The sequence below is a fragment of the Caballeronia sp. GACF4 genome, from assembly GCF_023631025.1.
Lineage (GTDB): Bacteria > Pseudomonadota > Gammaproteobacteria > Burkholderiales > Burkholderiaceae > Caballeronia.
Genome location: NZ_JALQDW010000004.1, coordinates 342,800 through 368,702 on the forward strand (window position 1 = coordinate 342,800; position 25,903 = coordinate 368,702).

20 protein-coding genes are annotated in these 25,903 nt (G+C 63.4%); 10 read left to right on the forward strand and 10 right to left on the reverse strand.

Annotation, left to right across the window (positions count from 1 at the left end; genetic code table 11):
* The first annotated feature begins 14 nt into the window (after nt 1-14).
* Nucleotides 15-506 (forward strand): glutathione peroxidase, encoded by a 492-nt coding sequence (locus NCR40_RS05475; protein ID WP_250508920.1) that lies wholly within the window; start codon nt 15-17, stop codon nt 504-506.
* 4 nt (nt 507-510) lie between these two features.
* Here the strand turns inward: NCR40_RS05475 and cls are convergent, their stop codons facing one another.
* The 6 genes from cls to dapC form a co-directional block, all read right to left on the reverse strand.
* Entirely contained in the window at nt 511-2,025 is a 1,515-nt protein-coding gene (cls, locus tag NCR40_RS05480; RefSeq protein WP_250492264.1) for a cardiolipin synthase, read from the reverse strand.
* 150 nt (nt 2,026-2,175) lie between these two features.
* The gene (prmB, locus tag NCR40_RS05485) at nt 2,176-3,063 is read right to left on the reverse strand and encodes a 50S ribosomal protein L3 N(5)-glutamine methyltransferase (protein WP_244827747.1); all 888 of its coding nucleotides are present in this window, start codon (nt 3,061-3,063) and stop codon (nt 2,176-2,178) included.
* A 31-nt stretch (nt 3,064-3,094) separates the two neighbouring features.
* Nucleotides 3,095-4,234 carry a succinyl-diaminopimelate desuccinylase gene (gene dapE, locus NCR40_RS05490; protein WP_250508921.1) on the reverse strand — a complete coding sequence of 380 codons (1,140 nt, stop codon included), beginning with the start codon at nt 4,232-4,234 and terminating at the stop codon, nt 3,095-3,097.
* 95 nt (nt 4,235-4,329) lie between these two features.
* Nucleotides 4,330-4,689: an ArsC family reductase gene (locus NCR40_RS05495; protein ID WP_370652105.1), complete on the reverse strand. Its 360-nt coding sequence runs from the start codon at nt 4,687-4,689 to the stop codon at nt 4,330-4,332.
* Between the two features lie 2 nt (nt 4,690-4,691).
* Nucleotides 4,692-5,519, reverse strand: a complete 828-nt coding sequence (dapD, locus tag NCR40_RS05500; protein ID WP_250508922.1) for a 2,3,4,5-tetrahydropyridine-2,6-dicarboxylate N-succinyltransferase — start codon at nt 5,517-5,519, stop codon at nt 4,692-4,694.
* 43 nt (nt 5,520-5,562) lie between these two features.
* Nucleotides 5,563-6,813, reverse strand: a complete 1,251-nt coding sequence (gene dapC, locus NCR40_RS05505) for a succinyldiaminopimelate transaminase (protein WP_244827750.1) — start codon at nt 6,811-6,813, stop codon at nt 5,563-5,565.
* A gap of 280 nt (nt 6,814-7,093) precedes the next feature.
* Between dapC and NCR40_RS05510 the strand changes: the two genes are divergently transcribed.
* The 5 genes from NCR40_RS05510 to def all read left to right on the forward strand — a co-directional run bounded on the left by NCR40_RS05510 (nt 7,094) and on the right by def (nt 15,935).
* Complete coding sequence (locus NCR40_RS05510) at nt 7,094-8,053, forward strand: DMT family transporter (RefSeq protein WP_250508923.1); 960 nt, start codon at nt 7,094-7,096, stop codon at nt 8,051-8,053.
* A 135-nt stretch (nt 8,054-8,188) separates the two neighbouring features.
* Nucleotides 8,189-11,704 carry a chromosome segregation protein SMC gene (gene smc / locus NCR40_RS05515; RefSeq protein WP_250508924.1) on the forward strand — a complete coding sequence of 1,172 codons (3,516 nt, stop codon included), beginning with the start codon at nt 8,189-8,191 and terminating at the stop codon, nt 11,702-11,704.
* Nucleotides 11,705-11,877: 173 nt separating this feature from the next.
* Nucleotides 11,878-13,122 (forward strand): cell division protein ZipA C-terminal FtsZ-binding domain-containing protein, encoded by a 1,245-nt coding sequence (locus tag NCR40_RS05520; protein ID WP_244827753.1) that lies wholly within the window; start codon nt 11,878-11,880, stop codon nt 13,120-13,122.
* Between the two features lie 204 nt (nt 13,123-13,326).
* Nucleotides 13,327-15,405, forward strand: a complete 2,079-nt coding sequence (gene ligA / locus NCR40_RS05525; protein ID WP_250508925.1) for an NAD-dependent DNA ligase LigA — start codon at nt 13,327-13,329, stop codon at nt 15,403-15,405.
* The gene (def, locus tag NCR40_RS05530; protein WP_244827755.1) at nt 15,402-15,935 is read left to right on the forward strand and encodes a peptide deformylase; all 534 of its coding nucleotides are present in this window, start codon (nt 15,402-15,404) and stop codon (nt 15,933-15,935) included. Before ligA ends, def begins: the two co-directional genes overlap by 4 nt.
* Nucleotides 15,936-16,009: 74 nt before the next feature.
* Here the strand turns inward: def and NCR40_RS05535 are convergent, their stop codons facing one another.
* The 4 genes from NCR40_RS05535 to map all read right to left on the reverse strand — a co-directional run bounded on the left by NCR40_RS05535 (nt 16,010) and on the right by map (nt 22,053).
* A complete protein-coding gene (locus NCR40_RS05535) occupies nt 16,010-16,246 on the reverse strand; it encodes a hypothetical protein (protein ID WP_244827756.1) in 237 nt (78 codons plus the stop codon).
* A gap of 274 nt (nt 16,247-16,520) precedes the next feature.
* Nucleotides 16,521-18,584 carry a pseudouridine synthase gene (locus NCR40_RS05540; RefSeq protein WP_250508926.1) on the reverse strand — a complete coding sequence of 688 codons (2,064 nt, stop codon included), beginning with the start codon at nt 18,582-18,584 and terminating at the stop codon, nt 16,521-16,523.
* A gap of 6 nt (nt 18,585-18,590) precedes the next feature.
* Nucleotides 18,591-21,179: a [protein-PII] uridylyltransferase gene (locus NCR40_RS05545; RefSeq protein ID WP_244827758.1), complete on the reverse strand. Its 2,589-nt coding sequence runs from the start codon at nt 21,177-21,179 to the stop codon at nt 18,591-18,593.
* 61 nt (nt 21,180-21,240) lie between these two features.
* Nucleotides 21,241-22,053 carry a type I methionyl aminopeptidase gene (gene map, locus NCR40_RS05550; RefSeq protein WP_244827759.1) on the reverse strand — a complete coding sequence of 271 codons (813 nt, stop codon included), beginning with the start codon at nt 22,051-22,053 and terminating at the stop codon, nt 21,241-21,243.
* Nucleotides 22,054-22,439: 386 nt separating this feature from the next.
* On the opposite strand from map, the gene rpsB reads away from it, so the two are divergent.
* The 4 genes from rpsB to frr all read left to right on the forward strand — a co-directional run bounded on the left by rpsB (nt 22,440) and on the right by frr (nt 25,847).
* The gene (gene rpsB / locus NCR40_RS05555) at nt 22,440-23,192 is read left to right on the forward strand and encodes a 30S ribosomal protein S2 (RefSeq protein WP_244827760.1); all 753 of its coding nucleotides are present in this window, start codon (nt 22,440-22,442) and stop codon (nt 23,190-23,192) included.
* Nucleotides 23,193-23,352: 160 nt separating this feature from the next.
* Nucleotides 23,353-24,234: a translation elongation factor Ts gene (gene tsf, locus NCR40_RS05560; RefSeq protein ID WP_244828013.1), complete on the forward strand. Its 882-nt coding sequence runs from the start codon at nt 23,353-23,355 to the stop codon at nt 24,232-24,234.
* A gap of 203 nt (nt 24,235-24,437) precedes the next feature.
* Nucleotides 24,438-25,151, forward strand: a complete 714-nt coding sequence (gene pyrH, locus NCR40_RS05565) for a UMP kinase (protein ID WP_244827761.1) — start codon at nt 24,438-24,440, stop codon at nt 25,149-25,151.
* A 135-nt stretch (nt 25,152-25,286) separates the two neighbouring features.
* Nucleotides 25,287-25,847 carry a ribosome recycling factor gene (frr, locus tag NCR40_RS05570; RefSeq protein ID WP_244827762.1) on the forward strand — a complete coding sequence of 187 codons (561 nt, stop codon included), beginning with the start codon at nt 25,287-25,289 and terminating at the stop codon, nt 25,845-25,847.
* Nucleotides 25,848-25,903 lie beyond the last annotated feature (56 nt).

Genomic DNA, 25,903 nt, shown 5'->3' on the forward strand with positions numbered 1-25,903 from the left:
AGCGGGAGCAACTCATGACTGCAGCAAGCGACGACATTTACGCGTTCAAGGCCGAGACGCTGGGCGGCGAGACGGTGAACATCGACCAGTATCGCGGCAAGGTGCTTTTGATCGTGAACACCGCGAGCGAATGCGGCTTCACGCCGCAATACAAGGGTTTGCAGGAAGTCTATGAGCGCTTCGCGGCGCGCGGTTTCGAAGTGCTCGGTTTTCCCTGCAACCAGTTCGGCGCGCAGGAACCGGGCGATGCCACGCAGATCGGCAGCTTCTGCGAAAAGAACTACGGCGTCACGTTCCCGATGTTCGCGAAGATCGACGTCAAGGGGCCGCATGCGCATCCGCTCTTCAAATATCTGACATCGAAGGAACCGGGCGTGCTCGGCACCGAGGTCATCAAGTGGAACTTCACGAAGTTTCTCGTGAACCGCAACGGCGACATCCTGAAGCGCTACGCGTCGCTGACGAAACCGGAGTCGATTGCCGAGGACATCGAAAAACTGCTGTAGCGCCTTAGAGGATAGGCGAGAAGAGGCGCGCGACATGCATGGCCATGCGTCGCCAGGACGCCGCGCCGCGATAGTCCTCGCGGTCGATCTCATACGAGAGCGCGAAGTCGGCGAGCAGCATGCTTTCGACTTCACGCGCGAAAGCGTTGTCGACGGTCAGCACCATGACCTCGAAGTTGAGGCGAAAGGAGCGGTTGTCGAGATTGGCGCTGCCTATGGCCGCGCCGACATCGTCGACGAGCACGACCTTTTGATGCAGAAAACCCGGCTTGTAGCGGAAGATGCGCACGCCCGCCTGCAACAGATCGTAGGCATACAGCTTCGATGCCGCGAACACCACGCGATGATCGCGCCGGCTCGGAATCAGGATGCGTACATCGACGCCACGCATCACGGCAAGGCGCAGCGCGGAGAACACGGCTTCGTCGGGAATCAGATAGGGCGAGGTGATCCAGACACGTTGGCGCGCCGCGTTGATCGCCTCGACGAAGAAGAGCGAACAGGTCTCCTGTTTGTCGGCCGGGCCGCTCGACAACACCATGCAGTGCATGTTTTCGTCCGAATGCGGCGCGGGGCCGAGCTCGGGCAGGCGTTGCGTGGCCCAGTACCAATCTTCCGTGAAAACGAACTGGATGCTCGCCACGGCGGGGCCGCGCACCTCGACGTGGGTATCGCGCCAGGGTGTGAGGCGTGGATTGCCGCCGAGATACTCGACGCCCACGTTGTGTCCGCCGACGAACGCGCGCTTGCCGTCGACCACCACGATCTTCCGGTGATTGCGGAAGTTGATCTGGAAGCGGTGCACGAACTTGCGCTTGGCCGCGAACGGATGCGCCTGTACGCCGCTCGCACGCAGCGCATTCACGTAGCGATGCGGCAAGTCGAAGCTGCCGATGCTGTCGTAGAGAAAATAGACGCGCACGCCCGCTTTCGCCCGCGCGATGAGCATTTCCTTGAGCAACTCGCCGAGCGCATCGGCGCGCACGATGAAGAACTGCACGACGACATAGTGCTCGGCCGCTTCGATGGCGGAGAGAATCGCGGAGAACGTGGCGTCGCCGTTGACGAGCACGCGCACCGAGTTGCCGCGCAGGAACGGCATGCCCGAGAGGCGCTGCAAAGTGCGAATGGTCGGATTGCCGAGATAGCTCGCCGGTCCCGGCGCGATCTCGCCGCGCACGCCTGACGCGTCGAGCAGCGCGCCGGCTTCGTCGCGATGAATCGGGAGCGGCTGAGGCGCGTCGCTGCGATCCGTCGAGTCCCATTCGGCGGGTTTCGAGCGGCTGCGCAGAATCTCGATTTCGAGCCGACGCGCGTCGATATAACCCGCGAACTTGCTGCGGCCGAGAAACAGATAAGGAATGAGCGTGAAGTAAGGCATGGCCACGAGCGACACCGCCCACGCCACCGCGCCCTGCGAGGTGCGCGTATTGATGATGGCGTGAATCGCCGCGATCACGCCGAGCACATGCGCGGCTATCACGAGCGTGCCGAGGTGTAGCCAGTCTGCTGCTTGCATGGAATGCCGTTGGTCCGATGACGACGCGTGCAGCCTGCACGGCGCGACAGCAAATGCGCTGCCGCGAGGATGCGTCATATTACCGAACCTTGGGCGCAAGTCGCGGCCCGAAAAGGACCGCGCTTGCGTTGAAACAACGCCGCTGAAGGCTCAGGCCGGCAGGTCGGCGGCCTGGATCAGGAACACGTTGTCGTCGCCGGCGCTGGTCGAGAGCCAGATCAGATCGAGACCGCCGAGCGCCGCTTCGACATTGGCGCGTTCGTTGCCGATCTCGACGACGAGCACGCCGTCTTCGGTCAGCCACTTGCTCGCCTCGTGCACGATACGCCGCACCACGTCCATGCCGTCCGCGCCGCCCGCGAGCGCGAGTGCCGGCTCGTGGCGATATTCCTCGGGCAGCGACTGCATGGCGGTGGCGTTGACGTATGGCGGGTTCGTGATGATCACTTCGTAGCGCGCGTCTTGCGGCAGCGGCGCGTACAGGTCGCCTTCGTAAAGCGAGATGCGTTCGTCGAGTTCGTAGTCGTCGACGTTGCGGCGCGCGACCGCGAGCGCATCGGCGGAGATGTCGACGGCATCGATATCGGCGTTTTCGAACGCCTGCGCCGCGAGCACGGCGAGGCAGCCCGAACCCGTGCAGAGTTCGAGCACGCGCGTGACCTGGTCGGGGTCGGCCACGTAAGGCTGCAAGCCGTCCTGCAGCAATTCGCCGATGAACGAACGCGGCACGATCACGCGCTCATCGACGTAGAAACGGTGTCCGTGCATCCACGCTTCCTGCGTGATGTAGGCGGCGGGCACGCGTTCCTTCGCGCGGCGCTCGATCACTTTCATGACGGCGTCGATTTCGGTGTCGAGCAGGCGCGCGTCGAGAAACGGGTCGAGCGTGTCGAGCGGCAGATGCAGCGTATGCAGAATCAGATACGCGGCTTCGTCATAGGCGTTGGTCGAACCGTGGCCGAACGAGAGTCCGGCCTCTGTGAAGCGCGTAACGCCAAAGCGCAGCAAGTCGCGCAGGGTGGTGAAGGGCAGCGCCATCGAATGGCTCCTTGTGTGACGGGTAGAGGCTTTAAGCGACGAGTTGTTCGAGCACGCGGCGGTAGATGTTCTTCAGCGGCTCGATGAATCGCACTTCGACATGTTCGTCGATCTTATGGATGGTGCCGTTCGGCGGACCGAATTCGATCACCTGTTTGCAGATGCGCGCGATGAAGCGCCCGTCCGACGTGCCGCCCGTGGTCGACAGTTCCGTCGCCACGCCGGTTTCGTCGCGGATCGCTTTTTCGAGCGCCTCGGAGAGTTCGCCGCGCGGTGTCAAGAAGGGCAGGCCGCTCACCGTCCAGGTCAGGTCGTAATCGAGGCCGTGCTTGTCGAGAATGGCTTGCACGCGGCTTTGCAGACCTTCGACCGTGCTCGCGGTCGAGAAGCGGAAGTTGAACATCAGGTCCGCGTGGCCGGGAATGATGTTGGTCGCGCCCGTGCCGGAATGCAGGTTCGAGACTTGCCACGTGGTCGGCGGAAAATATTCGTTGCCGTCGTCCCAGCGCTCCGCCACGAGTTCGGCAAGCGCCGGTGCGAGCGCATGCACCGGATTTTTCGCGAGATGCGGATACGCGATATGCCCTTGCACGCCCTTGACGACGAGCTTGCCTGTCATCGAGCCGCGCCGGCCGTTCTTGACCATGTCGCCGAGCGTGGCGTTCGAAGTCGGCTCGCCGACGATGCAGTAATCGAGTCGCTCGCCGCGCGCCTTCAAGGCTTCGACGACCTTCACGGTGCCGTCGGTGGCGGGGCCTTCTTCGTCGCTCGTGATGAGAAAGGCGAGCGAGCCGCGATGCAGCGGATGGTTCGCGACGAACTCTTCGCTCGATACGACGAACGCCGCAAGCGAGGCCTTCATGTCCGCCGCGCCGCGCCCGTAGAGCTTGCCGTCGCGCTGCGCCGGGGCGAACGGCGGAGAGGTCCATTGTTCGAGCGGGCCGGTGGGCACGACATCGGTGTGGCCGGCGAAGGCAAGCAGCTTGCCTTGCGATCCGTCCGTGCCGCGCTTGACCGCCCACAGGTTCGTGACGCCGCCCGAGGCGATGGTTTCGCAGTGAAAGCCGATCGCGGCGAGGCGTTCGATCATCAGCGCCTGACAATGCTGGTCGTCGGGCGTGACGGACGCGCGTTCGATCAATGCTTCGGTGAGGGATAAGGTGCCGGACATGGTGTCTTGACGTTGATGCGATAAAAAATGCCGGCGCAGGAGGCCGGCACTCGTGGCGCGTCAGTGACTCGGAAGAGCGAAGTCACCGCACGCGATCATGCGAAGATCGTCTCGTACTGCTCGGCCGAAAAGCCGAGCGTCTTCACGCGCCCGTTCACGACGACGACCGGCCGCTTGATGATCGACGGCTTGTGGATCATGAGCGCAATGGCGCCCGAGGTGGTATCCGCTTCGGCCTTGTGCACGTCCGACAGCCCGCGCCAGGTCGTGCCGCGCTTGTTGATGAGCTGGTCGAGCGGCACGTCCTTCAGCCAGTCCTGCACCAGCGCGTTCGACACGCCGGCTTTCTTGAAGTCGTGAAACTCGAACGGCACGCCATGTTCCTCCAGCCACACGCGTGCTTTCTTCACCGTGTCGCAATTGGGAATGCCGTACACGACCGTTGTCTTCGCCACGATCAGTCGCCTCGCAGCAGTTCGTTCAGGCCAACCTTGGCGCGCGTCTTGGCGTCGACCTTCTTGACGATGACCGCGCAATACAGGCTATGCGAACCGTCCTTCGAAGGCAGGTTGCCCGCAACCACCACCGAGCCCGCCGGAATGCGGCCGTAGCTCACCTGACCGGTTTCGCGGTCATAGATCTTAGTGCTCTGGCCGAGATACACGCCCATGGAAATGACCGAATTTTCCTCGACGATCACGCCTTCCACCACTTCCGAGCGCGCGCCGATGAAGCAGTTGTCCTCGATGATGACCGGATTCGCCTGTAACGGCTCCAGCACGCCACCAATGCCCACGCCGCCCGACAGATGCACGTTCTTGCCGATCTGCGCGCACGAACCGACGGTGGCCCAGGTATCGACCATGGTGCCTTCATCGACATAAGCGCCAATGTTGGTGTACGAGGGCATCAGCACCACGTTCTTCGCGATGAACGAGCCGCGCCGCGCGATGGCCGGCGGCACCACGCGGAAACCGCCTGCCGCGAAGTCTTCGGGCGTGTAGTTCGCGAACTTCGAGGGCACTTTGTCGTAGAACTGCGAGTAGCCGCCGGCGGGCATCGGCGCGTTGTCTTCCAGACGGAACGACAGCAGCACCGCCTTCTTCAGCCATTGATTCACGACCCAGTCGCCGTCGCGCTTTTCGGCGACACGCAACGCGCCCTTGTCCAGTTGTTCGATGGCATGGGCAACGGCTTCGCGGACTTCCGCGGGCGCGGCCTTGGGCGACAGTTCAGGGCGGTTTTCCCAGGCTTGATCGATGATGCTCTGAAGTTGTTGCGACATAGTTGGTATCGAGGATGATGGAGAGATGGACTGGCCGCGCCCGTCACGGCGAGGCGGGTGCCGTGACCGGCGACAGCGTGCGGCAGAATTCGACGATGCGGCGGGCGCCTTCGACACATTCCTCGACGCCGGCGACGAGCGCGATGCGCACGAAGCCTTCGCCCGGATTTGTGCCGTGCGCCGTGCGGGCGAGAAAGGACCCCGGCAGGACCGTCACATTATAGTCGGCGTACAGACGCGCGGCGAACTCGGTATCCGTGAGACCGGTCTTGGCGACGTTGGCCCACAAATAGAACGCGGCGTCGGGCAGACGCACGTCGAGCACCTCGGCGAGCATGGGCGTGACGGTTTCGAACTTCCGCAGATACTTCGCGCGATTGTCGCGAACGTGCGTTTCATCCTGCCACGCGACCACGCTCGCTTTCTGAAACACCGTCGAAAGCGCCGCGCCATGATAGGTGCGATACAGCAGGAAACTTTTGAGGATAGCGGCGTCGCCAGCGACGAAGCCCGAGCGCATGCCGGGCACGTTCGAGCGCTTCGACAAGCTCGACAGCATGACGAGACGCTCGAAACCGCGATTCAGCTTGTGCGCGGCTTCGAGGCCGCCGAGCGGCGGATTGGCTTCGTCGAAATAGATTTCCGAATAGCACTCGTCGGAGGCAATCACGAAGCCGTGCTTGTCCGACAGCGCGAAGAGTTCGCGCCAGTTGTCGAGCGTGAGCACGGCGCCTGTCGGATTGCCCGGCGAACACACGTAGAGCAGTTGCGTGCGCGCCCAAATTGCTTCGGGCACCGTCGAGTAATCGCACGCGAAGTTGCGCGACGGGTCGCTATTGACGAAGTAAGGCTCGGCGCCCGCGAGCAGCGCCGCGCCTTCGTAGATTTGATAGAACGGGTTCGGACAGAGTACGATGGGCGGCTCGCCCGACGCCGCCGCGTGACTCGCGCCGCGGCTGTCGACAACGGTTTGCGCCAGCGCGAACAAGGCTTCGCGCGAACCGGAAACGGGCAGCACCTCGGTGGCGGGATTGATCGAAGGCAGACCGTAGCGCGTCATCACCCACTTGGCGATGGCTTCGCGCAAGGGCGCGCTGCCGAGCGTTGCCGGATAGCTCGCCATGCCGTCGAGCGAATCGATGACGGCGTCGCGTATCAGCGCGGGCGTGGGATGCTTCGGCTCGCCAATACCGAAGCTGATCGGCGTGAATCCGGCGCGCGGCTCGATGCCCTGAAAAAGCAGACGCAGCTTTTCGAACGGATACGACTGAAGTTTCTGGAGTAGTGGATTCACGGCGTGACCGGTTTTGCGGTTATGCGGTTATGCGTCTGTACGTATGTATGAGCGAACGGCATCCGACGCATGCGTGCAGCGGGCTTGAAGAAGAGCTTCGTCGCGACACGACGAACACGCGAAATGCACACGCAAGAGCACGAGATTATAGCGCGCGGCCTTATGCCGGACGCGTTGCAGCAAAGGACAAACGAATAATGAGCCTCATGAAAGGCGCACTGGTACAGCCGGTTGATCACGATGAGATGCGCGCAATCGCGCAGCCGGCCGGAGTAACACGATGAGCAGCCGCTTCCACGACGCCGGCCCGACGCTCGCCATCATGATCGGCGCATCGGTCTGGGGCCTCGTGTGGTATCCCATGCGCATGCTCGCCGCCATGGGCCTTTCCGGCACCGCCGCCAGCGCAAGCACGAGCGCGGTCGCCTGTCTCTTCGTGCTGCTGTTCCGGCATCGCTCGATCAAGAGCCTTTCGTGGCATTGGCTGCTCGTCGCGCTTGGACTCGCGGCGGGCGTGACGAGCATCGGCTTCGTCTGGGGCGCTATTCACGGTCAGGTGATGCGCGTGCTGCTGCTGTTCTATCTCACGCCCGCCTGGACCGCGATCTTCGCGCACTTCATCCTGAAGGAACGCCTGACTCGCGTGGATGCCGCGCTGTCCTTGCTGTCGCTCGCGGGCGCGGTCACCATGCTGTGGTCGCCCGAACTCGGCCTGCCGTTGCCCGCCAATCTCGCGGAATGGGCGGGGCTCGTGGGCGGCATGGGCTTTTCCATCAGCAACGTGCTGGTGGTGCGCATCACGCGCACGCTTCCGGCAATGAAGCCGGAGATGCGCACGGCGGTGATCTTCGGCGGCGCGGCTATCGTCGCTTCGCTCGTCACCGTGTTCGAGCCGATGCCCGCGCCGCCTTCAGCCGCGCAATTGGGCACGGTCGCGTCGATCGTGCTGGGCCTCGGCGTCGTGCTCGCGGTGAACAACATGATCGTGCAGATCGGCCTGGCGCGCGTGCCCGCCAATCGCGCGTCGATCATCATGCTGTTCGAACTCGTCGTCACCGCGCTGTCGTCGTGGCTCTTCGCGCATGAAGTGCCGGGCCCGCGCGAGTGGGCCGGCGGCGCGTGCATCGTGGCGGCTTGCGTGCTGTCGGCATGGGTGCATCGGCAGCGAAAAGAAGCCGCTGAAAATACATCGCGCGATGAAGGCGCAGGCAAAAAGAAATCGAGACGGGCGATGGTATGATGGTGACCGCTCGCCGGGTAGGGCTTTAAGCTCATGCCCGGGCCTCGACTGCCTTCAAGGCGAGCATGATCGACGGGCCGCTGTGCGGCCTGTCTGCTATTTACCTCCGTATTCATCTCAAACAGCGAAATCGCCGTGCGTCTGACCTCGATCAAACTCGCTGGCTTCAAGTCCTTCGTCGATCCCACGCATTTCCAGGTCCCCGGCCAGTTAGTCGGCGTGGTCGGTCCGAATGGCTGCGGCAAGTCAAACATCATCGATGCCGTGCGCTGGGTGCTCGGCGAATCGCGCGCGTCCGAACTGCGCGGCGAATCGATGCAGGACGTCATCTTCAACGGCTCCACGGCGCGCAAGCCGGGCAGCCGGGCAAGCGTCGAACTGATCTTCGATAACGGCGACGGCCGCGCCGCCGGGCAATGGAGCGCTTACGGCGAGATCGCGGTCAAGCGCGTGCTCACGCGCGACGGCACCTCCAGCTACTACATCAACAACCTGCCCGCGCGACGCCGCGACATCCAGGACATCTTCCTCGGCACGGGCTTAGGTCCGCGTGCTTACGCGATCATCGGCCAGGGCATGATCGCGCGCATCATCGAGGCCAAGCCTGAAGAACTGCGCGTGTTTCTGGAAGAAGCCGCGGGCGTGTCGAAGTACAAGGAGCGCCGCCGCGAGACGGAGAATCGTCTGCACGATACACGCGAGAATCTGACGCGCGTGGAAGACATCGTCCGCGAGCTCGGCGCGAATCTCGAGAAGCTCGAAGCGCAGGCGGTCGTCGCGACGAAGTACAAGGATCTGCAGGCCGAAGGCGAGGAAAAGCAGCGCCTGTTGTGGCTTTTGCGCAAGAACGAAGCGGGCAACGAGGCCGAGCGGCAGCAACGCGCTATCCGCGACGCGCAGATCGAACTCGAAGCGCAGACCGCGCGTCTGCGCGAAGTGGAAGCGCAACTCGAGACGCTGCGTGTCGCGCACTACAGCGCGAGCGACGCCATGCAAGGCGCGCAAGGCGCGCTCTATGAAGCCAACGGCGAAGTGAGCCGGCTGGAAGCGGAGATTCGCTTCATCGTCGAATCGCGCAATCGCGTGCAGGCTCAGATCGCCGCGCTCAACGCGCAGCGCGAGCAATGGCAAATGCAGGCGCAAAAGGCGCGCGACGAAATCGAGACGGCATCGGAAGCGCTCGCGGAAGGCGAAGAGAAAGCAGTCATCGCGCGGGAAAACGCTGCCGCAAAGCATGACGAACTGCCGGCGCTCGAAGCCCGCTGGCGCGACGCGCAGACGCATCTGAACGAAGAACGCGCAGGCATCGCGCGCGCGGAGCAGGCGTTGAAGCTCGAAGCGGCGCATCAGCGCAATGCGGATCAGCAGCTTCAGCAGTTGCAGCAGCGCGAGGAGCGGCTCAGGACCGAATCGAAAGGACTCGACGCACCCGACGAAGCACAACTCGAAGAACTGCGCATGCAGCTCGCCGAGCATGAGGAAGTACAGAGCGAAGCGCAGGCGCGTCTCGCCGATGCGCAGGAAACCGTGCCGCGTCTGGATGCCGAGCGCCGCGCGGCGCAGGAGCGTGTACAGGCCGAAAGCGCGCAGAACCACCAGCTCGAAGCGCGGCTTGGTGCCTTGCGGCAGCTTCAGGAAAGCGTTCAGACCGAAGGCAAGATCCAGCCGTGGCTCGACAAGCACGAGCTCGGCGCGCTGCCGCGCCTCTGGAAGAAGCTGCATGTCGAAGCGGGCTGGGAAGCGGCGCTCGAATCGGTGCTGCGTGAGCGTCTGGCGGCGCTCGAAGTATCGAATCTGGACTGGATCAAGGCTTTCGCCGCCGACGCGCCGCCCGCCAAGCTCGCCTTCTATTCGCCGCCCGTCGCCGGCAAGCCGCTCGACACGCCGCAAGGCTTGCGGCCGTTGCTGTCGCTCGTGCGCATCGACGACCCGGGCTTGCGCGCGGTGCTGAACGAGTGGCTCGCCACGACCTTCATCGCCGACGACATCGGCCAGGCGCTCGCGGCGCGCACGCAATTGCCGGAAGGCGGCGCGTTCATCGTGAAGGCAGGGCATGTGGTGACGCGTGTCGGCGTGCAGCTGTACGCCGCCGATTCCGAGCAGTCGGGCATGCTCGCGCGTTCGCAGGATATCGAAAATCTCACGCGGCAAGTGCGCGCGCAGGCATTGCTCGCCGACGAAGCAAAGGCCAACGCGGTACGCGCAGAAGCCGCGCATACCCAAGGCTCGCAAACTCTTGCCGATGCCCGCGCCGCCGCCGAACGCGCGACGCAACGCGTCCACGCGCTGCAACTCGATGTGCTGAAGCTCGCGCAGGCGCATGAGCGCTACACGCAGCGCAGCACGCAGATTGGCGAGGAACTCGAGGAAATCGTCGCGCAGATCGAGGAACAACGCGCGCTGCGGGCCGAATCCGAGGCGGCGTTCGAACATCACGATACGGAGCTCGCGCAATTGCAGGCGCGCTTCGAAGACAACCAGATGGCGTTCGAAGCGCTCGACGAAACGCTAACGGCCGCCCGTCAGGAACTGCGCGAACTGGAACGCGCCGCGAGCGACGCGGGTTTCGCCGCGCGCGGCCTTGCCGCGAAGATCGAGGAATACAAGCGCAATATCGACACGGCGCACGACCAAAGCGAACGCGTGGCGGCATCGCTCGAAGATGCGCGCGCCGAACTCGAAACCATCAACGAACAGACGGCGCAGACGGGCTTGCAGGACGCGCTCGAAGTCCGCGCGGCACGCGAGGAAGCGCTGCACGCCGCGCGCGTCGAACTGGACGATCTGACGGCGCGTCTGCGTGCCTCCGACGAACAGCGGCTACTCGCCGAACGCTCGCTGCAGCCGCTGCGCGACCGCATCAACGAATTGCAGTTGAAGGAGCAGGCCGCGCGCATCAGTGGCGAACAGTTCGTGGAACAGTTGCAAGCAGCGGGCGTCGACGAAGCCGAACTGCAGGCGAAGCTCACGCCGGACATGAAGCCTTCGTATCTGCAAGGCGAAGTCACGCGTCTGAACAACGCGATCACAGCGCTTGGGCCGGTCAACATGGCGGCGCTCGAAGAACTCGTCGCGGCCACCGAGCGCAAGCAGTTCCTCGACGCGCAATCGGCGGATCTGAACGACGCCATCGGTACGCTGGAAGATGCAATCCAGCGAATCGACCAGGAAACGCGCGCGCTGTTGCAAGGTACGTTCGACGAAGTGAACCGACACTTCGGCGAACTGTTCCCCCGGCTGTTCGGCGGTGGCCAGGCCAAGCTCATCATGACGGGCGACGAAATCCTGGACGCTGGCGTACAGGTGATGGCGCAGCCGCCCGGCAAGAAGAATTCGACCATTCACTTGCTGTCAGGCGGCGAGAAAGCGCTTACCGCGACCGCGCTCGTGTTTGCGATGTTCCAGTTGAACCCGGCGCCGTTCTGTCTGCTCGACGAAGTGGACGCGCCGCTCGACGACGCCAACACGGAACGCTTCGCGAATCTCGTGCGCGCGATGTCGGTCAAGACGCAGTTCCTGTTCATCTCGCACAACAAGATCGCGATGGAAATGGCGCAGCAACTGATCGGCGTGACGATGCAGGAGCAGGGCGTATCGCGCATCGTCGCCGTGGACATGGAGTCGGCGGCGGGCTTCGCCCAAAACGGCTGAAGCGCGCGACGCAGCACCAGGATTTGAATGAGTGGCAGGCCGGACGCTGATCCGGCCAGGCGCGCAGGCGCGGAGTGGTGCGCAAAAGACCCGAGGCGTGATGCCGGAACGCGGTCCGATGCGTGCGACAGATCGCGCGGCGCTTCGTAACCCAAAAGAACGATGGAGCGTGCATGGACGAGTTGACACTCGGTTTGATCGGAGCAGGAGCCGTGGTGGTGGGCGGCGTGGTGGTGTACAACGCGTGGCAGAGCGCCAAGGTGCGCCGCAAGATGCCGCGTCCGATGCCCGACGAGGCAGCCGACGCGCTCGCGCGTCAGGAGACGGACGACGAGCAACCGTTTATCGAACCGGTGCGCCAGCCGCGTCGCGAGCCGGTTTCGAGCGAGAGCGAAGCGCGCGTCGAGCCGAGTTTTGGCGGCGTGAGCCTTGCGGCCGAGCCGGCGCCCGTCGCGCCCGCGCCTATCGCTCCGGCTGACACCGCCGTCGATCTGCAGGCTGAAGCCACCGCCGCTGATGAAGCGGAACTCGCGAGCATTGACGAAGACGGACGCAACGAGCCGACCTTGCCCGCCACGAACACCATTTCGTCGGCGCCGCCGGCGCTGGTCGATCGCCGCATCGATTGCGTCGTGCCGATTCGCCTTGGTGGACCCGTTGCGGGAGACCGCGTGTTGCCGCTGGCGCAGCGTCTGCGTCGCGCGGGCACCAAGCCCGTGACGATAGAAGGCAAGCCCGAGGGCGATTCGACCTGGGAATTGCTGCGCAACGGCGCGCGTTATGAAGAGTTGCGTGCCGCCGCGCAACTGGCAAACCGCAGTGGCCCGCTCAACGAACTCGAGTTTTCCGAATTCGTGACCGGCGTGCAGCGTCTGGCCGATGCCATCGATGGTTCGCCCGAGTTTCCGGACATGATGGAAACCGTGGGCATGGCGCGCGAGCTGGACGCCTTTGCCGCCCAGTGCGACGCGCAGCTCTCCATCAATATCCTGTCCGACGGCGCGCCGTGGTCGGCCAACTACGTGCAGGCGGTGGCCTCGCAAGACGGGCTTTTGCTCTCGCGCGACGGCACGCGTTTCGTGAAACTGGATGCGAAGCAGAACCCGGTTTTCATGCTCCTTTTCGGCGATACCAACTTCCTGCGTGACGACCTCACGTACAAGGGCGGCCAGATGATCACGCTGGTGCTCGACGTGCCGGTGGCGGACGAAGACATCCTGCCGTTCAGGCTCATGTGCGATTACGCCAAGTCGCTGTCCGAGCGTATCGGCGCGCGGGTCGTGGACGATCAGCGCCGGCCGTTGCCGGAATCCGCGTTGCTCAACATCGAAAAGCAATTGATGACGCTGTACGCCAAGCTTGAGCAGGCGGGCATGCCAGCAGGCTCGCCCGCCACGCGGCGGCTCTTCAGCCAATAAGCGCGAGGTCTCACGGCGCGCTCGTCTTTTAGCGTGCAGCGGGCTTCGAAATTGCGCCCCCGACCGGGGCGCTTTCTTTTGCGCGCGCGGCATCGCACGTTTCGTCACATCCTGGCCGTTTGGCCGATGCCACGATTTACCGATCTTCTGAGACAATCGAACGGTCGTTGGCAGACTTAATTCACTTTCCCAAGTATTTGTCGCATGTCCGCTAAAACGAAAGCCGAATCCGCCGCTGCCAGAAAGTCGGGCGCAGCCGTCCCCAGTGCCGATCGTCCGGCCGAGCGCGCGGCGTGGTTGCGCTCGGAACTCGAACGCGCGAATTACGCCTACTACGTGCTCGACCAGCCGGATCTGCCCGACGCCGAATACGACACGCTCTTCAAGGAATTGCAGGGAATCGAGACGGACCGTCCCGATCTCGTCACGCCCGATTCGCCGACGCAACGCGTGGGCGGCAAGGCGGCGGAAGGTTTTGAGCCCGTGGTGCACGACGTGCCAATGCTTTCGCTCAACAACGGTTTCGCCGACGAAGACATCGCCGCGTTCGACAAGCGTGTGTCGGACGCGCTCGCGCACGCGCCGGTGCAATATGCGTGCGAACTGAAATTCGATGGCCTGGCCATTTCCCTGCGTTACGAGGACGGCCGCTTCGTGCAGGCGTCCACGCGCGGCGACGGCGCGACCGGCGAAGATGTGACGGCCAACGTGCGCACCATCCGCTCCATTCCGCTCACGCTCAAGGGCAAGGACGTGCCGAAGCGGCTCGACGTGCGCGGCGAAGCACTGATGTTCAAGCGCGACTTCGAGCGGCTCAACGCACGTCAGCGCGATGCCGAGCAGCGCGAGTTCGCCAATCCGCGTAACGCCGCGGCGGGCAGTTTGCGTCAACTCGATCCGAAGATGACCGCGCAACGGCCGCTATCCTTTTTCGCGTATGGCATCGGCGTGCTTGAAGGCGCGGAGATGCCGGATACGCACGCCGGTCTGCTCGACTGGTACAAGGAAATGGGCTTGCCGGTGAACGCGGAACGCGGCGTGGTCGATGGCGCGGAGGGTCTGCTCGACTTTTTCCGCAAGACGGGCGAAAAGCGCGAGCAGCTGCCGTACGACATCGACGGCGTGGTCTACAAGGTCAACCGGCGCGACGAACAGGACAAGCTCGGCTTCGTTTCGCGCGCGCCGCGCTTTGCGCTCGCGCACAAGTTTCCGGCGCAGGAAGCGCTCACGCAGCTGCTAGCCATCGACGTGCAGGTGGGTCGTACGGGCGCCATCACGCCGGTCGCGCGCCTGGCGCCGGTCTTCGTCGGCGGCGCGACCGTCACGAATGCGACGCTGCATAACGAAGACGAAGTGCGCCGGAAGGACATCCGTATCGGCGACACGGTGACCGTGCGCCGTGCGGGCGACGTCATTCCCGAAGTGGTGGGCGCGATTCTCGACCGCCGTCCGGACGACGCGCGCGAGTTCGTCATGCCGACCGAGTGTCCGGTGTGCGGCTCGAAGATCGAACGTCTGCCCGACGAAGCCATTGCGCGTTGCACGGGCGGCCTTTTTTGTCCGGCGCAGCGCAAGCAGGCGCTGTGGCATTTCGCCCAGCGGCGGGCGCTCGATATCGACGGCCTCGGCGAGAAGATCATCGATCAACTGGTCGAAGAGAATCTCGTGCGCACGCCCGCCGATCTCTTCAGCCTCGGTTTCTCGACGCTCGCCGCGCTCGACCGGTTCGCCGACAAATCCGCGCAGAACCTGCTCGATTCGCTCGACAAGGCGCGCCACACGACGCTCGCGCGTTTCATTTACGCGCTCGGCATCCGCCACGTGGGCGAGTCGACGGCAAAAGATCTCGCGAAGCATTTCGGCTCGCTCGACCCAATCATCGCCGCTTCGGTCGAGGAATTGCTGGAAGTGAACGATGTCGGGCCGGTCGTCGCCGAAGCCATCCATAATTTCTTCAGCGAAGAGCACAACCAGCACGTCATCGAACAATTGCGCGTCAAGGTGTCGTGGCCGGAAGGTCCGCCCGCACCGAAAGCGCCGCTGGGCGTGCTGGCGGGCAAGACCGTGGTGCTTACGGGCACCTTGCCCACGCTCACGCGCGAAGATGCAAAGGAGATGCTGGAGGCGGCCGGAGCGAAAGTGGCCGGTTCGGTATCGAAAAAGACCGACTACGTGGTGGCGGGCGCGGAAGCAGGCAGCAAGCTTGCGAAAGCGGAGGAACTCGGGGTTCCCGTTCTCGACGAAGACGGCATGAAGAAGCTTTTGGAAGGAGTCACCCCATGATCCGAGAAATCCTGAAGATGGGCGATCCGCGGCTGTTGCGTATCGCCGAGCCGGTCGAGCATTTCGACACGCCGGAACTGCACACGCTGGTGCAGGACATGTTCGATACGATGCGCGACGCCAATGGCGCGGGCCTCGCCGCTCCGCAGATCGGCGTCGATCTGCAAGTGGTGATCTTCGGCTTCGGACAGAATCCGCGCTATCCCGACGCGCCGTCGGTGCCGGAGACGGTGCTCATCAACCCGATCATCACGCCGAACGGTCACGACATGGAGGAGGGCTGGGAAGGCTGCCTGTCCGTCCCCGGCCTGCGCGGCGCGGTACAGCGCTTTTCGATGATCCGCTACCAGGGCTTCGATCAGTACGGCAACGCCATCGAGCGGCTGGCGGAAGGTTTTCACGCACGCGTCGTGCAGCACGAGTGCGACCATCTGATCGGCAAGCTTTATCCAATGCGTATTACCGACTTCTCGAAGTTCGGCTTCACGGACGTGCTGTTTCCTGGGCTCGATCCGGTTGGCGACGACTGAGAACGTGCGGACGCGCGAGGGCGCGTTCCGCATTTGCACACACTAAAAAGCCGCTCCTTGCGAGCGGCTTTTGTTCAGGCGAAGGACTTGGGCGTTCCGCTAACGGCCGGCTGGCGGAACAGCGCGACATGTTCAGGGTTCGCGGACGCTTGCAGACGTCCGTCCGGCAGGCGCGCAACCACGATTTCGCCGATGCCGGGGCTCATGACGACCACTTCATCTCGCAGGGCGAGCAAGGCGTCGAGCCGTCGACGGCCGCTGACGATTTCGAGGCCGCTTTTCGTTTCTCGGACAATGATCTCGACTGACATGGCGATTCTCCTTCGATCAGTTAAATGCTGAATCCTTGGTGCGCTGCAGGACGGTAAAAAAGTCTCTGCGTCACACTTGCCTAACGGAATAATGACTTATTTTCTTTAGGCGGTAATCAGCAAAAAAATAAAACTGGCGATCGATGTGGCGCCATCAGGGGTTGCAAGTCGAGACGTCGCTTTTTTGCGACGCAGCCGCGAAGCGGAGAGGATTGCGAGAACGGTCGTTCGTGGTTCGCTCCGAACGATGATCGTCCGGAGCGAAAACGCGCAATCAGAAGCTCTCGTCGGCGCCGAGATAGCGCCAGTGACCCGGCGGCAGCGCGCCCAGCGTGACGCGGCCCATGCGGATGCGTTTCAGACCGACGACTTCCAGTCCGACCAGTTCGCACATCCGGCGAATCTGGCGTTTTTTGCCTTCGTGCAGCACGAAGCGCAACTGCTCGCCGTTCTGCCAACTGACTTGTGCGGTCTTGAGCGGGACGTCGTCGAGCGACAGGCCGTGACGCAGCAGCGCGAGTTGTTCTTCCGGGAAGTGCTGATCCACATCGACTTCGTGTTCGCCGTAGCGCACGCGCACGAGGTACTCCTTGTCGACTTCGGAATGGTTGCCGATCAATTGCTTCGCGATGCGGCCATCCTGCGTAAGTACGAGCAGCCCGGTCGAATCGATATCGAGTCGGCCGGCCGGCGCGAGCGTGCGCAGATGACCCGGTGCGAAACGAATGCCGCTGCGGTCGTCTTGCCAGTGATTGGCCGGATTGATGAGCGTGACGGCGGGCTCGTAGCCGTCTTCTGCCTGACCCGATACGTAGCCGACCGGCTTGTGCAGCAAGATCGTGACGAGCAGCGACTGTGCGGAACGCGCGGCGGGCAGGACATCGATTTCCTGATCCGGGCGGATACGCGTGCCGAGCGTATCGGTGACTTCGCCATCGACGAGCACCCAGCCTTTTTCGATCCACTCGTCCGCTTCGCGGCGCGAGCAGAGGCCGAGTTCGGACATCACCTTCGACAGGCGGACGAGGCCGTCGTCGTGAGCGCGGGGCTTGTGGGCGGGTTCGGTGGATGCCGGGATGGCTTCGGCGTGGAGTGGGCGGTCGTCGCGTGATGCGGGACGACGGTCGCCCGCGCCGCGCTTGTCGAAGCTTGGGCGTGAATCGTCGCCACGCGGTTTGAACGTGCGTCGTTCATCGGTGCCGGGCGTGCGGTCGTCGCGCGTAAACGGACGGCGTTCGGAACGGTCGCTCGGGCCGCGCTTATCGAAGCTCGGACGCGAATCGTCGCGCGGCTTGAAAGGGCGTCGTTCATCGCCACCGGGCGTGGGGTCGTCGCGGGCAAACGGCCGACGCTCCGACCGATCGCTCGCGCCGCGCTTGTCGAAGCTCGGACGCGAATCGTCGCGCGGCTTGAAAGGGCGTCGTTCATCGCCACCGGTTGGGCGCTCATCGCGCGCAAACGGACGGCGTTCGGAGCGATCGCTCGCGCCGCGTTTATCGAAGCTCGGACGCGAATCATCGCGCGGTTTGAAAGGGCGTCGTTCATCGCTGCCGGGCGTGCGGTCGTCGCGGGCAAACGGCCGACGCTCCGACCGATCGCTCGGGCCGCGCTTGTCGAAGCTTGGGCGTGAATCGTCACGCGGTTTGAAAGGGCGTCGTTCACCGCTGCCGGGCGTGCGGTCGTCGCGCGCAAACGGCCGGCGCTCCGACCGATCGCCCGCGCCACGCTTATCGAAGCTCGGACGCGAATCATCTCGCGGTTTAAACGAACGTCGTTCATCGCCACCGGTCGGGCGCTCATCGCGCGCAAACGGCCGACGCTCCAACCGATCCCCCGCGCCACGCTTATCAAAGCTCGGACGCGAATCATCGCGAGGTTTGAAAGGGCGTCGTTCATCGCTGCCGGGCGTGCGCTCATCGCGCGCAAACGGCCGACGCTCCGACCGATCGCCCGCGCCGCGTTTATCGAAGCTCGGACGCGAATCATCACCACGCGGTTTAAACGCGCGTCGCTCGTCGCCGCCCGAAGAACCGGGCCGACGCTCCGACCGATCCCCCGCGCCACGCTTATCAAAGCTCGGACGCGAATCATCACCACGCGGTTTAAACGCGCGCCGCTCATCGCCGCCCGAAGAACCGGGCCGACGTTCCGACCGATCCCCCGCGCCACGCTTATCGAATCCCGCGCGCGAATCGCCCCCCGCACCGCGTGGTGTCGACGGCCGCTCGTGCGGCGTTTCAGGCCGCGTGGTCTTGCGGGCGGTGGAACTACCGGTGCGAACCGGCGACCGCGTCGACGATGTCGGACGCGGATGTTTGGCTGTCAGTTTGACGCGCATAAAATTTCAGGCTGCGATCGCGCGCAGCAGTTCGGTCTCGATCTGGATCTGGGTGCGATTGTTCGACAAGCTCTTGCCGTCGAGCAAAAACACGTCCTCGACGCGTTCGCCAAGCGTGTTGATTCGCGCTGCCTGCACGCCGATCCGGTGTTGCGCCAGAACGCGCGCGATCGAATAAAGAAGGCCCTGCCGGTCGTTGGCCGACACGGAAAGGATGTAGTACTGGCCACGCTCGTCCGGGCGCAAATCCACACGCGGCGTGACAGGAAAGGTGCGCACGAGCCGCGATACGCGGCCCTTCGACGGCTCGGGCAAAATGCGCTCGTCCGCCAAAAGCGTGCTCAATTGTTGTTCGACGAGATTCGCGATGTCGCGATAACTCCCATCGTGATCGGGATGCGCCACGAGAAAGTTATCGAGCGCGTAGCCATGTCGCGTCGTCGTCACGCGGGCATCTAGCACGGAAAGGCCATTGCGGTCGAAGTACGCGCAGATGCCGGCGAACAGATCCGGCCGGTCCTTCACGTACACCAGTACCTGCAGCGCCGCGCCGATGGGCGACGGGCGCGCGCGCACGATCGGCGCGTCGCTTTCGACATGCCGGTACAGCACACGCGTTTGCCACGCAATATCCGCGGCATCGTGACGCAAGAAGTAGCCGACATCCAGTTTGTCCCACAGCTCGCGCTGCGCATTCTCCGGCACGGTTTCCAGACGCAGGAGCGCGAGCGCCGCCTCCTGACGCGACTTGAGTTCCGAGTGCGCATCCGGCTGTGCGCCGCCGAGCACGGCGAGCGTCGCGCGGAACAGGTCTTCGAGCAGCTTGCCCTTCCAGTTGTTCCAGACCTTGGGCGACGTGCCGCGAATGTCCGCCACGGTCAGAAGATAAAGCGCGGTCAGCCGCCGCTCGGTCTTTACCACGGAGGCGAACTGCTTGATGACTTCAGGGTCGCTCGTGTCCTGCTTCTGCGCGACATGGCTCATCGTCAGATGCTGCTGCACGAGCCATACGACGAGGTCGGTGTCTTCCTGACACATGTCGTGTTCGCGGCAGAAGCGACGGGCATCGGCCATGCCGAGGGTCGAATGATCGCCGCCGCGACCTTTCGCGATGTCGTGGAAGAGCGCCGCGACGTAGAGCACCCACGGGCGCTCGAAATTGCCCATCAACTGACTGCAAAACGGATACTCGTGCGCATGTTCCGCTATCGCAAAGCGGCGCAGGTTGCGCAGCACCATCAGGATGTGTTGATCGACCGTATAGACATGGTAAAGGTCATGCTGCATCTGTCCGACGATGCGCCGGAAGTTCAGCAGATAACGCCCGAGCACGCTCGTCTGGTTCATGAGACGCAGCGCGTGCGTGATGCCCTCGGGCTGCTTGAGAATCTCCATGAAGAGACGCCGGTTCTCCGGGTCGCGCCGCCAGTCGCGGTCCATGAGTTCGCGCGCGTTGTAGATCGCGCGCAGCGTGCGCGCCGAGAGTCCCTTGATGCCGCGGGTCTGCTCGTAGAGCAGGAACGCTTCGAGAATGGCGTGCGGTTCGCGCTCGAAGACGTCGTCGCGGGCAATTTCCAGCATGCCCTGTTTCTCGACGAAGCGCCCCGAAATGACGCGCGTGATACCGCTCGTCGACGGGAACAACTGCGCCTCGACGTTCTGAATCAGAATGGTCGCGAGCTGCGTGACGGCCTTTGCCGCCCAGTAGTAGCGGCGCATCAACTGCTCGCTCGCGCGCTTGGCGGTCGTCGGTTTGAAGCCGAAACTCTCGGCGAGCGGCGTCTGCAAATCGAAGACGAGAATGTCCTGGCGACGTTTCGCAATCACGTGCAACCGCGCACGCAAGGTCTTGAGAAACGCTTCGTTGCGGCGCAGTTCGCGCGCTTCGCGGTCGGTAATGAGACCGCGCAGGTCGAGTTCGCGCCAGCTGCTGCCGAAACCGGCCGCGCGCGAAATCCAGAGAATGAGCTGAAGATCGCGCAGACCGCCCGGACTTTCCTTGATGTTCGGCTCGAGGCTGTACGGCGTGTCCTGAAACTTCGCGTGGCGCTGACGCATTTCCAGCACCTTCGCCTGGAAGAAGCCGCGTGGATCGAGCGTCTCCTTGTAGCGCGCGGAAAAGCGTTCGAACAGTTCCGCGCTGCCGAAGATGCGCCGCGCCTCCAGCAGCGACGTGAGGACGGTGACATCGCCGCTCGCTTCCGCGATGCATTGCTCGACCGAACGCACGCTGCTGCCGATATCGAGCCCGAGATCCCACGCCATGCCGATAAACCGCTCGACGCGCGCGTTGAGCGGGCCCACGTCTTCCTGATCGCCGCCGGCATCGGGCAGAAGCACGAGGATATCGACGTCCGAATACGGCGCGAGCTCGCCGCGCCCATAGCCGCCGACCGCGACCAGCGCCGCGTCCGCCGGCATCTCGCAGGCGGCCCAGGCGCCCTTGAGCGCGTCGTCGGTGGCGCGCCCGAGCGCGTGCATCAACGGTTCGACGTTCGAAGCCGTCTGAAAGCGTTCGATGAGCGCCGACTTCGCCGCCTTGTAGGCAGCGCGCAGCGTTTCACACGGCGTGGCGACAGGGACTGTGACGCTCATGGGCTCGGATTCAGGAAGGAAGAAGGCCGCGCACGCAAGCGCGGCCGGGGAGCGGCGGAGCTCAGGAAGCCGTGGCCGCGATCAAATGCGAGGGCGCCTGCGTGCCCGCGGACACGGTCAGGACTTCGTAACCGGTCGGCGTGACGAGAACGGTATGTTCCCACTGCGCGGAAAGGCTGCGATCACGCGTCTTGACGGTCCATTGATCCGGCATCGTGCGGATTTCGCGGCGACCGGCGTTGATCATCGGCTCGACGGTGAAGATCATGCCCGCTTCCAGTTCGATGCCCGTGCCGGCGCGCCCGTAATGCAGCACCTGCGGCTCTTCATGGAAGACCTGGCCGATGCCGTGACCGCAATATTCGCGCACCACGCTGTAACCTTGCGCCTCGGCATGCTTCTGGATAGCCGCGCCGATGTCGCCGAGGTGTGCGCCCGGACGAACCTGATCGATGCCGAGCCACATGCAATCGAAGGTGGTTTGCACCAGACGCTTCGCCAGAATGGACCCTTCGCCGACGATGAACATGCGGCTCGTGTCGCCGAAATAGCCGTTCTTGATGACGGTGACGTCGATATTGAGCGCGTCGCCGTTCTTGAGCACTTTTTCGCCGGGAATGCCGTGGCAGATTACGTCGTTGACGGAAATGCAGGTGGCTTTCGGGTAAGGCGGATAACCCGGCGGCTGATAGTTGAGCGGTGCGGGCACCGTGCCCTGTTCCTTCACCATGAGTTCGTGGCAAAGGCGGTCGAGTTCTTCGGTGGTCACGCCAGCAACGATATGCGGCGTGATGAAATCGAGCACTTCGCTGGCGAGCCGGCAGGCGACGCGCATTTGCGCGATATCGTGATCGTTTTTCAGCGTAATGGACATGACTAGGCTCAGAAATGCGAGTATGCGGCCGTGAGCCGCGAAATCGGCATTATCGCACCTTAGAGAGGGCGCCGCAGCCCGAATCAAAGGCATGCGGGGCATGGATCGGGCTTCCCCAAGCGCTTTCGGGCACCTGCAAGCGGCTTGAGCTAGTCAATCCTCACATGCTATAGTTACGGGCTAAGTCCTATCCACACTTTTATCTAGGTGTAGTAGGGCTTGGAAAGTAGGTTGAAAGTTAGGGTGGCGGGACGTCTCGCTTCTCTTACAGACAATCGTTCGATTCGCAAGCCGGCGCACCCAGGGTGTCCGGCGTCCGGTTAGCTAGAAGCACCGGGCGCGGGATGCGGCAGCCGGCTTAAGACCCAACCCTCGCGGAGAATTTCATGGCAGTCACGATGCGTCAAATGCTGGAAGCAGGTGTCCACTTCGGTCACCAAACGCGCTTCTGGAACCCCAAGATGGCCCCGTTCATCTTCGGTCATCGCAACAAGATTCACATCATCAACCTCGAAAAGACGCTGCCGCTCTACAACGACGCGCTGAAGTACGTGCGCCAGTTGGCAGCGAACCGCGGCACGATCCTGTTCGTGGGCACGAAGCGTCAATCTCGCGACACCATCGCTCAGGAAGCCGCCCGCTCGGGTATGCCTTTCGTCAACGCCCGCTGGCTCGGCGGCATGCTGACCAACTTCAAGACCTTGAAGGTTTCGATCAAGCGCCTGAAGGACATGGAAGCATCCGTCGAATCGGGTGAAACCGAGCGCATGAGCAAGAAGGAAGCGCTTCTGTTCGAACGCGAAATGCAGAAGTTGCAGAAGTCGATCGGCGGCGTGAAGGACATGGGCGGCATTCCGGACGCGATCTTCGTGATCGACGTCGGCTACCACAAGATTGCCGTGACCGAAGCCAAGAAGCTTGGTATTCCGGTCATCGCCGTGGTCGACACGAACCACTCGCCGGAAGGCATCGACTACGTCATTCCGGGTAACGACGACGCCAGCAAGGCCGTCGCGCTGTACGCCGAAGGCGTGGCCGACGCGATCCTCGAAGGCCGTGCGAACGCGGTGAACGACGTGGTCCAGGCTGTCCGCGAAGGCGACGGCGACGAGTTCGTCGAGGTCAACGCAGAGGCGTAATCGAGCCCTGCGGCCGACATAAAAGGGGGCTTTGCGAAAGGCCCCTTTTTTTTAAGCCGCGGCACTCGGGAGCGCGGCATTGCGTTCCCGCACGTCCAGTACCCTTTCCCGTGGCGGATTCAAGCGGCGGGACGTATCAAACAGACTCAAGGAGCGAATGATGGCGGCAATTACCGCAAGCATGGTGGCAGAACTGCGCGCGAAGACCGACGCGCCGATGATGGAATGCAAGAAGGCGCTGACGGAAGCCGACGGCGACATGGCGCGCGCCGAAGAGCTGCTGCGCGTGAAGCTCGGCAACAAGGCGAGCAAGGCGGCATCGCGCGTGACGGCTGAAGGCATCGTCACGTCGTATATCGACGGCGGCGTGGGCGCGCTCGTCGAACTGAACTGCGAAACCGACTTCGTTGCCAAGAACGACGACTTCCTGGCCTTCGCCAAGACGATCGCCGAACTCGTGGCCAAGAACAATCCGGCTGACGTGGCCGCGCTCTCCGCGCTGCCGCTCGAAAGCTCGACGGTCGACGCCGTGCGCCTCGCGCTCGTCGGCAAGATCGGTGAAAACCTGTCGATTCGCCGTTTCGTGCGCTTTGAATCCGCGAACAAGCTGGCCTCGTATCTGCACGGTGCGCGTATCGGCGTTCTGGTCGAGTTCACCGGCGCGGACGAGCAAGTCGGCAAGGACGTCGCCATGCACGTCGCGGCCATGAAGCCGGTCTCGCTGTCGTCGGACGAAGTGCCGGCCGACCTGATCGCGAAGGAACGCAGCATCGCCGAGCAAAAGGCCGCTGAATCGGGCAAGCCGGCTGAAATCGTCGCCAAGATGGTCGAAGGCAGCGTCCAGAAGTACCTGAAGGAAGTGTCGCTCCTGAACCAGCCGTTCGTGAAGAACGACAAGCAGACGATCGAACAGATGTTGAAGGCCGCAAACGCGTCGGTGCAGAAGTTCGCGCTGTTCGTGGTGGGCGAGGGCATCGAGAAGCGTCAGGACGACTTCGCGGCCGAAGTGGCTGCGCAGGTTGCTGCCGCCAAGCAAGGCTGAGTTTTGAAGTGAAGGCGCTCGGCGGTATGACGGCGCCGGGCATCGAAAGGCAGTGAGGCGGCAAGCATCGCGCGGGCGCGGCGAATTCGGGAAAACCCGTATACGTCGCGCCCGTCGCCCGATCCGGCCGCTTGCGGTAAATATTGTTTCACCCCTACAGTTCTACGTTGTTGCAACCCTCCTCGGCGCGATCGGAAACTCATATGCCCACAGCCTACAAACGCGTACTCCTCAAACTCTCCGGCGAAGCCCTCATGGGCGACGATGCCTTCGGCATCAATCGCGCAACAATCGAAAGGATGGTGGCGGATGTCGCTGAAGTAGTGCGGATGGGCACGCAAATGGCCGTCGTGATCGGCGGCGGCAACATCTTCCGTGGCGTGGCGGGCGGCGCGGCCGGCATGGACCGGGCGACGGCCGACTACATGGGCATGCTCGCGACCATGATGAACGCGCTGGCGCTGCAAGACGCCATGCGTCACGCCGGCATCGAAGCGCGCGTTCAGTCCGCGCTGCGCATGGACCAGGTGGTCGAGCCGTACATCCGCCCCCGCGCGATTCGCCAGCTCGAAGAAGGCAAGGTCGTGATCTTCGCGGCCGGCACGGGCAACCCGTTCTTCACAACCGACACCGCTGCCGCCTTGCGTGGCGCGGAAGTGGGCGCCGAAGTGGTGTTGAAAGCAACCAAGGTCGATGGCGTATACTCCGCCGACCCGAAGAAAGATCCGAGCGCCACGCGCTACAGCACGATCAGCTTCGACGAAGCGATCGGCCGCAATCTGCAAGTCATGGACGCCACGGCTTTCGCGCTGTGCCGCGACCAGAAGCTGCCGATCCGCGTGTTCTCGATCACGAAGCCGGGCGCGCTCAAGCGCATCGTGCAAGGCGACGACGAAGGTACGCTCGTCCACGTGTAAACTCTCGCGTTGAGAGTGGTCAACGAGAAGTTCAGCGACGTTGAAAGGGCGCCGCGCCGCGGCCGGTGTGGAGCACGCCGGAAGATCGCGCGAAGGCGCCTAGATTGCCAGTAACCCAAGGTTTCGGAGGTTCAAATGAGTGTGGCTGACATTAAAAAAGGCGTCGACCAGAAGATGACGCGGTCGATCGAAGCGTTCAAGGCCGATCTCGCGAAGATCCGCACGGGCCGCGCCCACACGGGTCTGCTCGATCACATCCAGGTCGACTACTACGGCTCGAATGTGCCCATCTCCCAAGTGGCGAACATGACGCTCGTCGACGCCCGCACGATCGGCGTGCAGCCGTGGGAAAAGAAGATGGTCGGCGTCGTCGAAAAGGCGATCCGCGAGTCGGACCTCGGTCTGAACCCGGCAACGCAGGGCGATTTGATCCGCGTGCCAATGCCCGCGCTCACCGAAGAGCGCCGCCGCGAGCTGACCAAGGTCGTGAAGAGCGAAGGCGAATCGGCGAAGATCGCTGTGCGTAACCTGCGCCGCGACGCGAACGAGCAACTGAAGAAGCTCGTGAAGGACAAAGAGATTTCGGAAGACGACGAGCGCCGCGCAAGCGACGACGTGCAGAAATTCACCGACAAGTTCGTCGCCGAAATCGACAAGCTCGTCCAGACCAAAGAAGCCGAAATCATGACGGTGTGAGGCCGTAGATACGGTCTTGCCAGCCTCGACCATTTAGATTGAGGCTGGCTCTCACT

Coding starts and splice junctions, on each gene's coding strand:
- NCR40_RS05475 (WP_250508920.1), top strand. CDS start 15: ATGACTGCAGCAAGCGACGACATTTACGCGTTCAAGGCCGAGACGCTG.
- cls (WP_250492264.1), bottom strand. CDS start 2,025: ATGCAAGCAGCAGACTGGCTACACCTCGGCACGCTCGTGATAGCCGCG.
- prmB (WP_244827747.1), bottom strand. CDS start 3,063: ATGGCGCTGCCCTTCACCACCCTGCGCGACTTGCTGCGCTTTGGCGTT.
- dapE (WP_250508921.1), bottom strand. CDS start 4,234: ATGTCCGGCACCTTATCCCTCACCGAAGCATTGATCGAACGCGCGTCC.
- dapD (WP_250508922.1), bottom strand. CDS start 5,519: ATGTCGCAACAACTTCAGAGCATCATCGATCAAGCCTGGGAAAACCGC.
- NCR40_RS05510 (WP_250508923.1), top strand. CDS start 7,094: ATGAGCAGCCGCTTCCACGACGCCGGCCCGACGCTCGCCATCATGATC.
- NCR40_RS05520 (WP_244827753.1), top strand. CDS start 11,878: ATGGACGAGTTGACACTCGGTTTGATCGGAGCAGGAGCCGTGGTGGTG.
- ligA (WP_250508925.1), top strand. CDS start 13,327: ATGTCCGCTAAAACGAAAGCCGAATCCGCCGCTGCCAGAAAGTCGGGC.
- def (WP_244827755.1), top strand. CDS start 15,402: ATGATCCGAGAAATCCTGAAGATGGGCGATCCGCGGCTGTTGCGTATC.
- NCR40_RS05535 (WP_244827756.1), bottom strand. CDS start 16,246: ATGTCAGTCGAGATCATTGTCCGAGAAACGAAAAGCGGCCTCGAAATC.
- NCR40_RS05540 (WP_250508926.1), bottom strand. CDS start 18,584: ATGCGCGTCAAACTGACAGCCAAACATCCGCGTCCGACATCGTCGACG.
- NCR40_RS05545 (WP_244827758.1), bottom strand. CDS start 21,179: ATGAGCGTCACAGTCCCTGTCGCCACGCCGTGTGAAACGCTGCGCGCT.
- map (WP_244827759.1), bottom strand. CDS start 22,053: ATGTCCATTACGCTGAAAAACGATCACGATATCGCGCAAATGCGCGTC.
- rpsB (WP_244827760.1), top strand. CDS start 22,440: ATGGCAGTCACGATGCGTCAAATGCTGGAAGCAGGTGTCCACTTCGGT.
- tsf (WP_244828013.1), top strand. CDS start 23,353: ATGGCGGCAATTACCGCAAGCATGGTGGCAGAACTGCGCGCGAAGACC.
- pyrH (WP_244827761.1), top strand. CDS start 24,438: ATGCCCACAGCCTACAAACGCGTACTCCTCAAACTCTCCGGCGAAGCC.
- frr (WP_244827762.1), top strand. CDS start 25,287: ATGAGTGTGGCTGACATTAAAAAAGGCGTCGACCAGAAGATGACGCGG.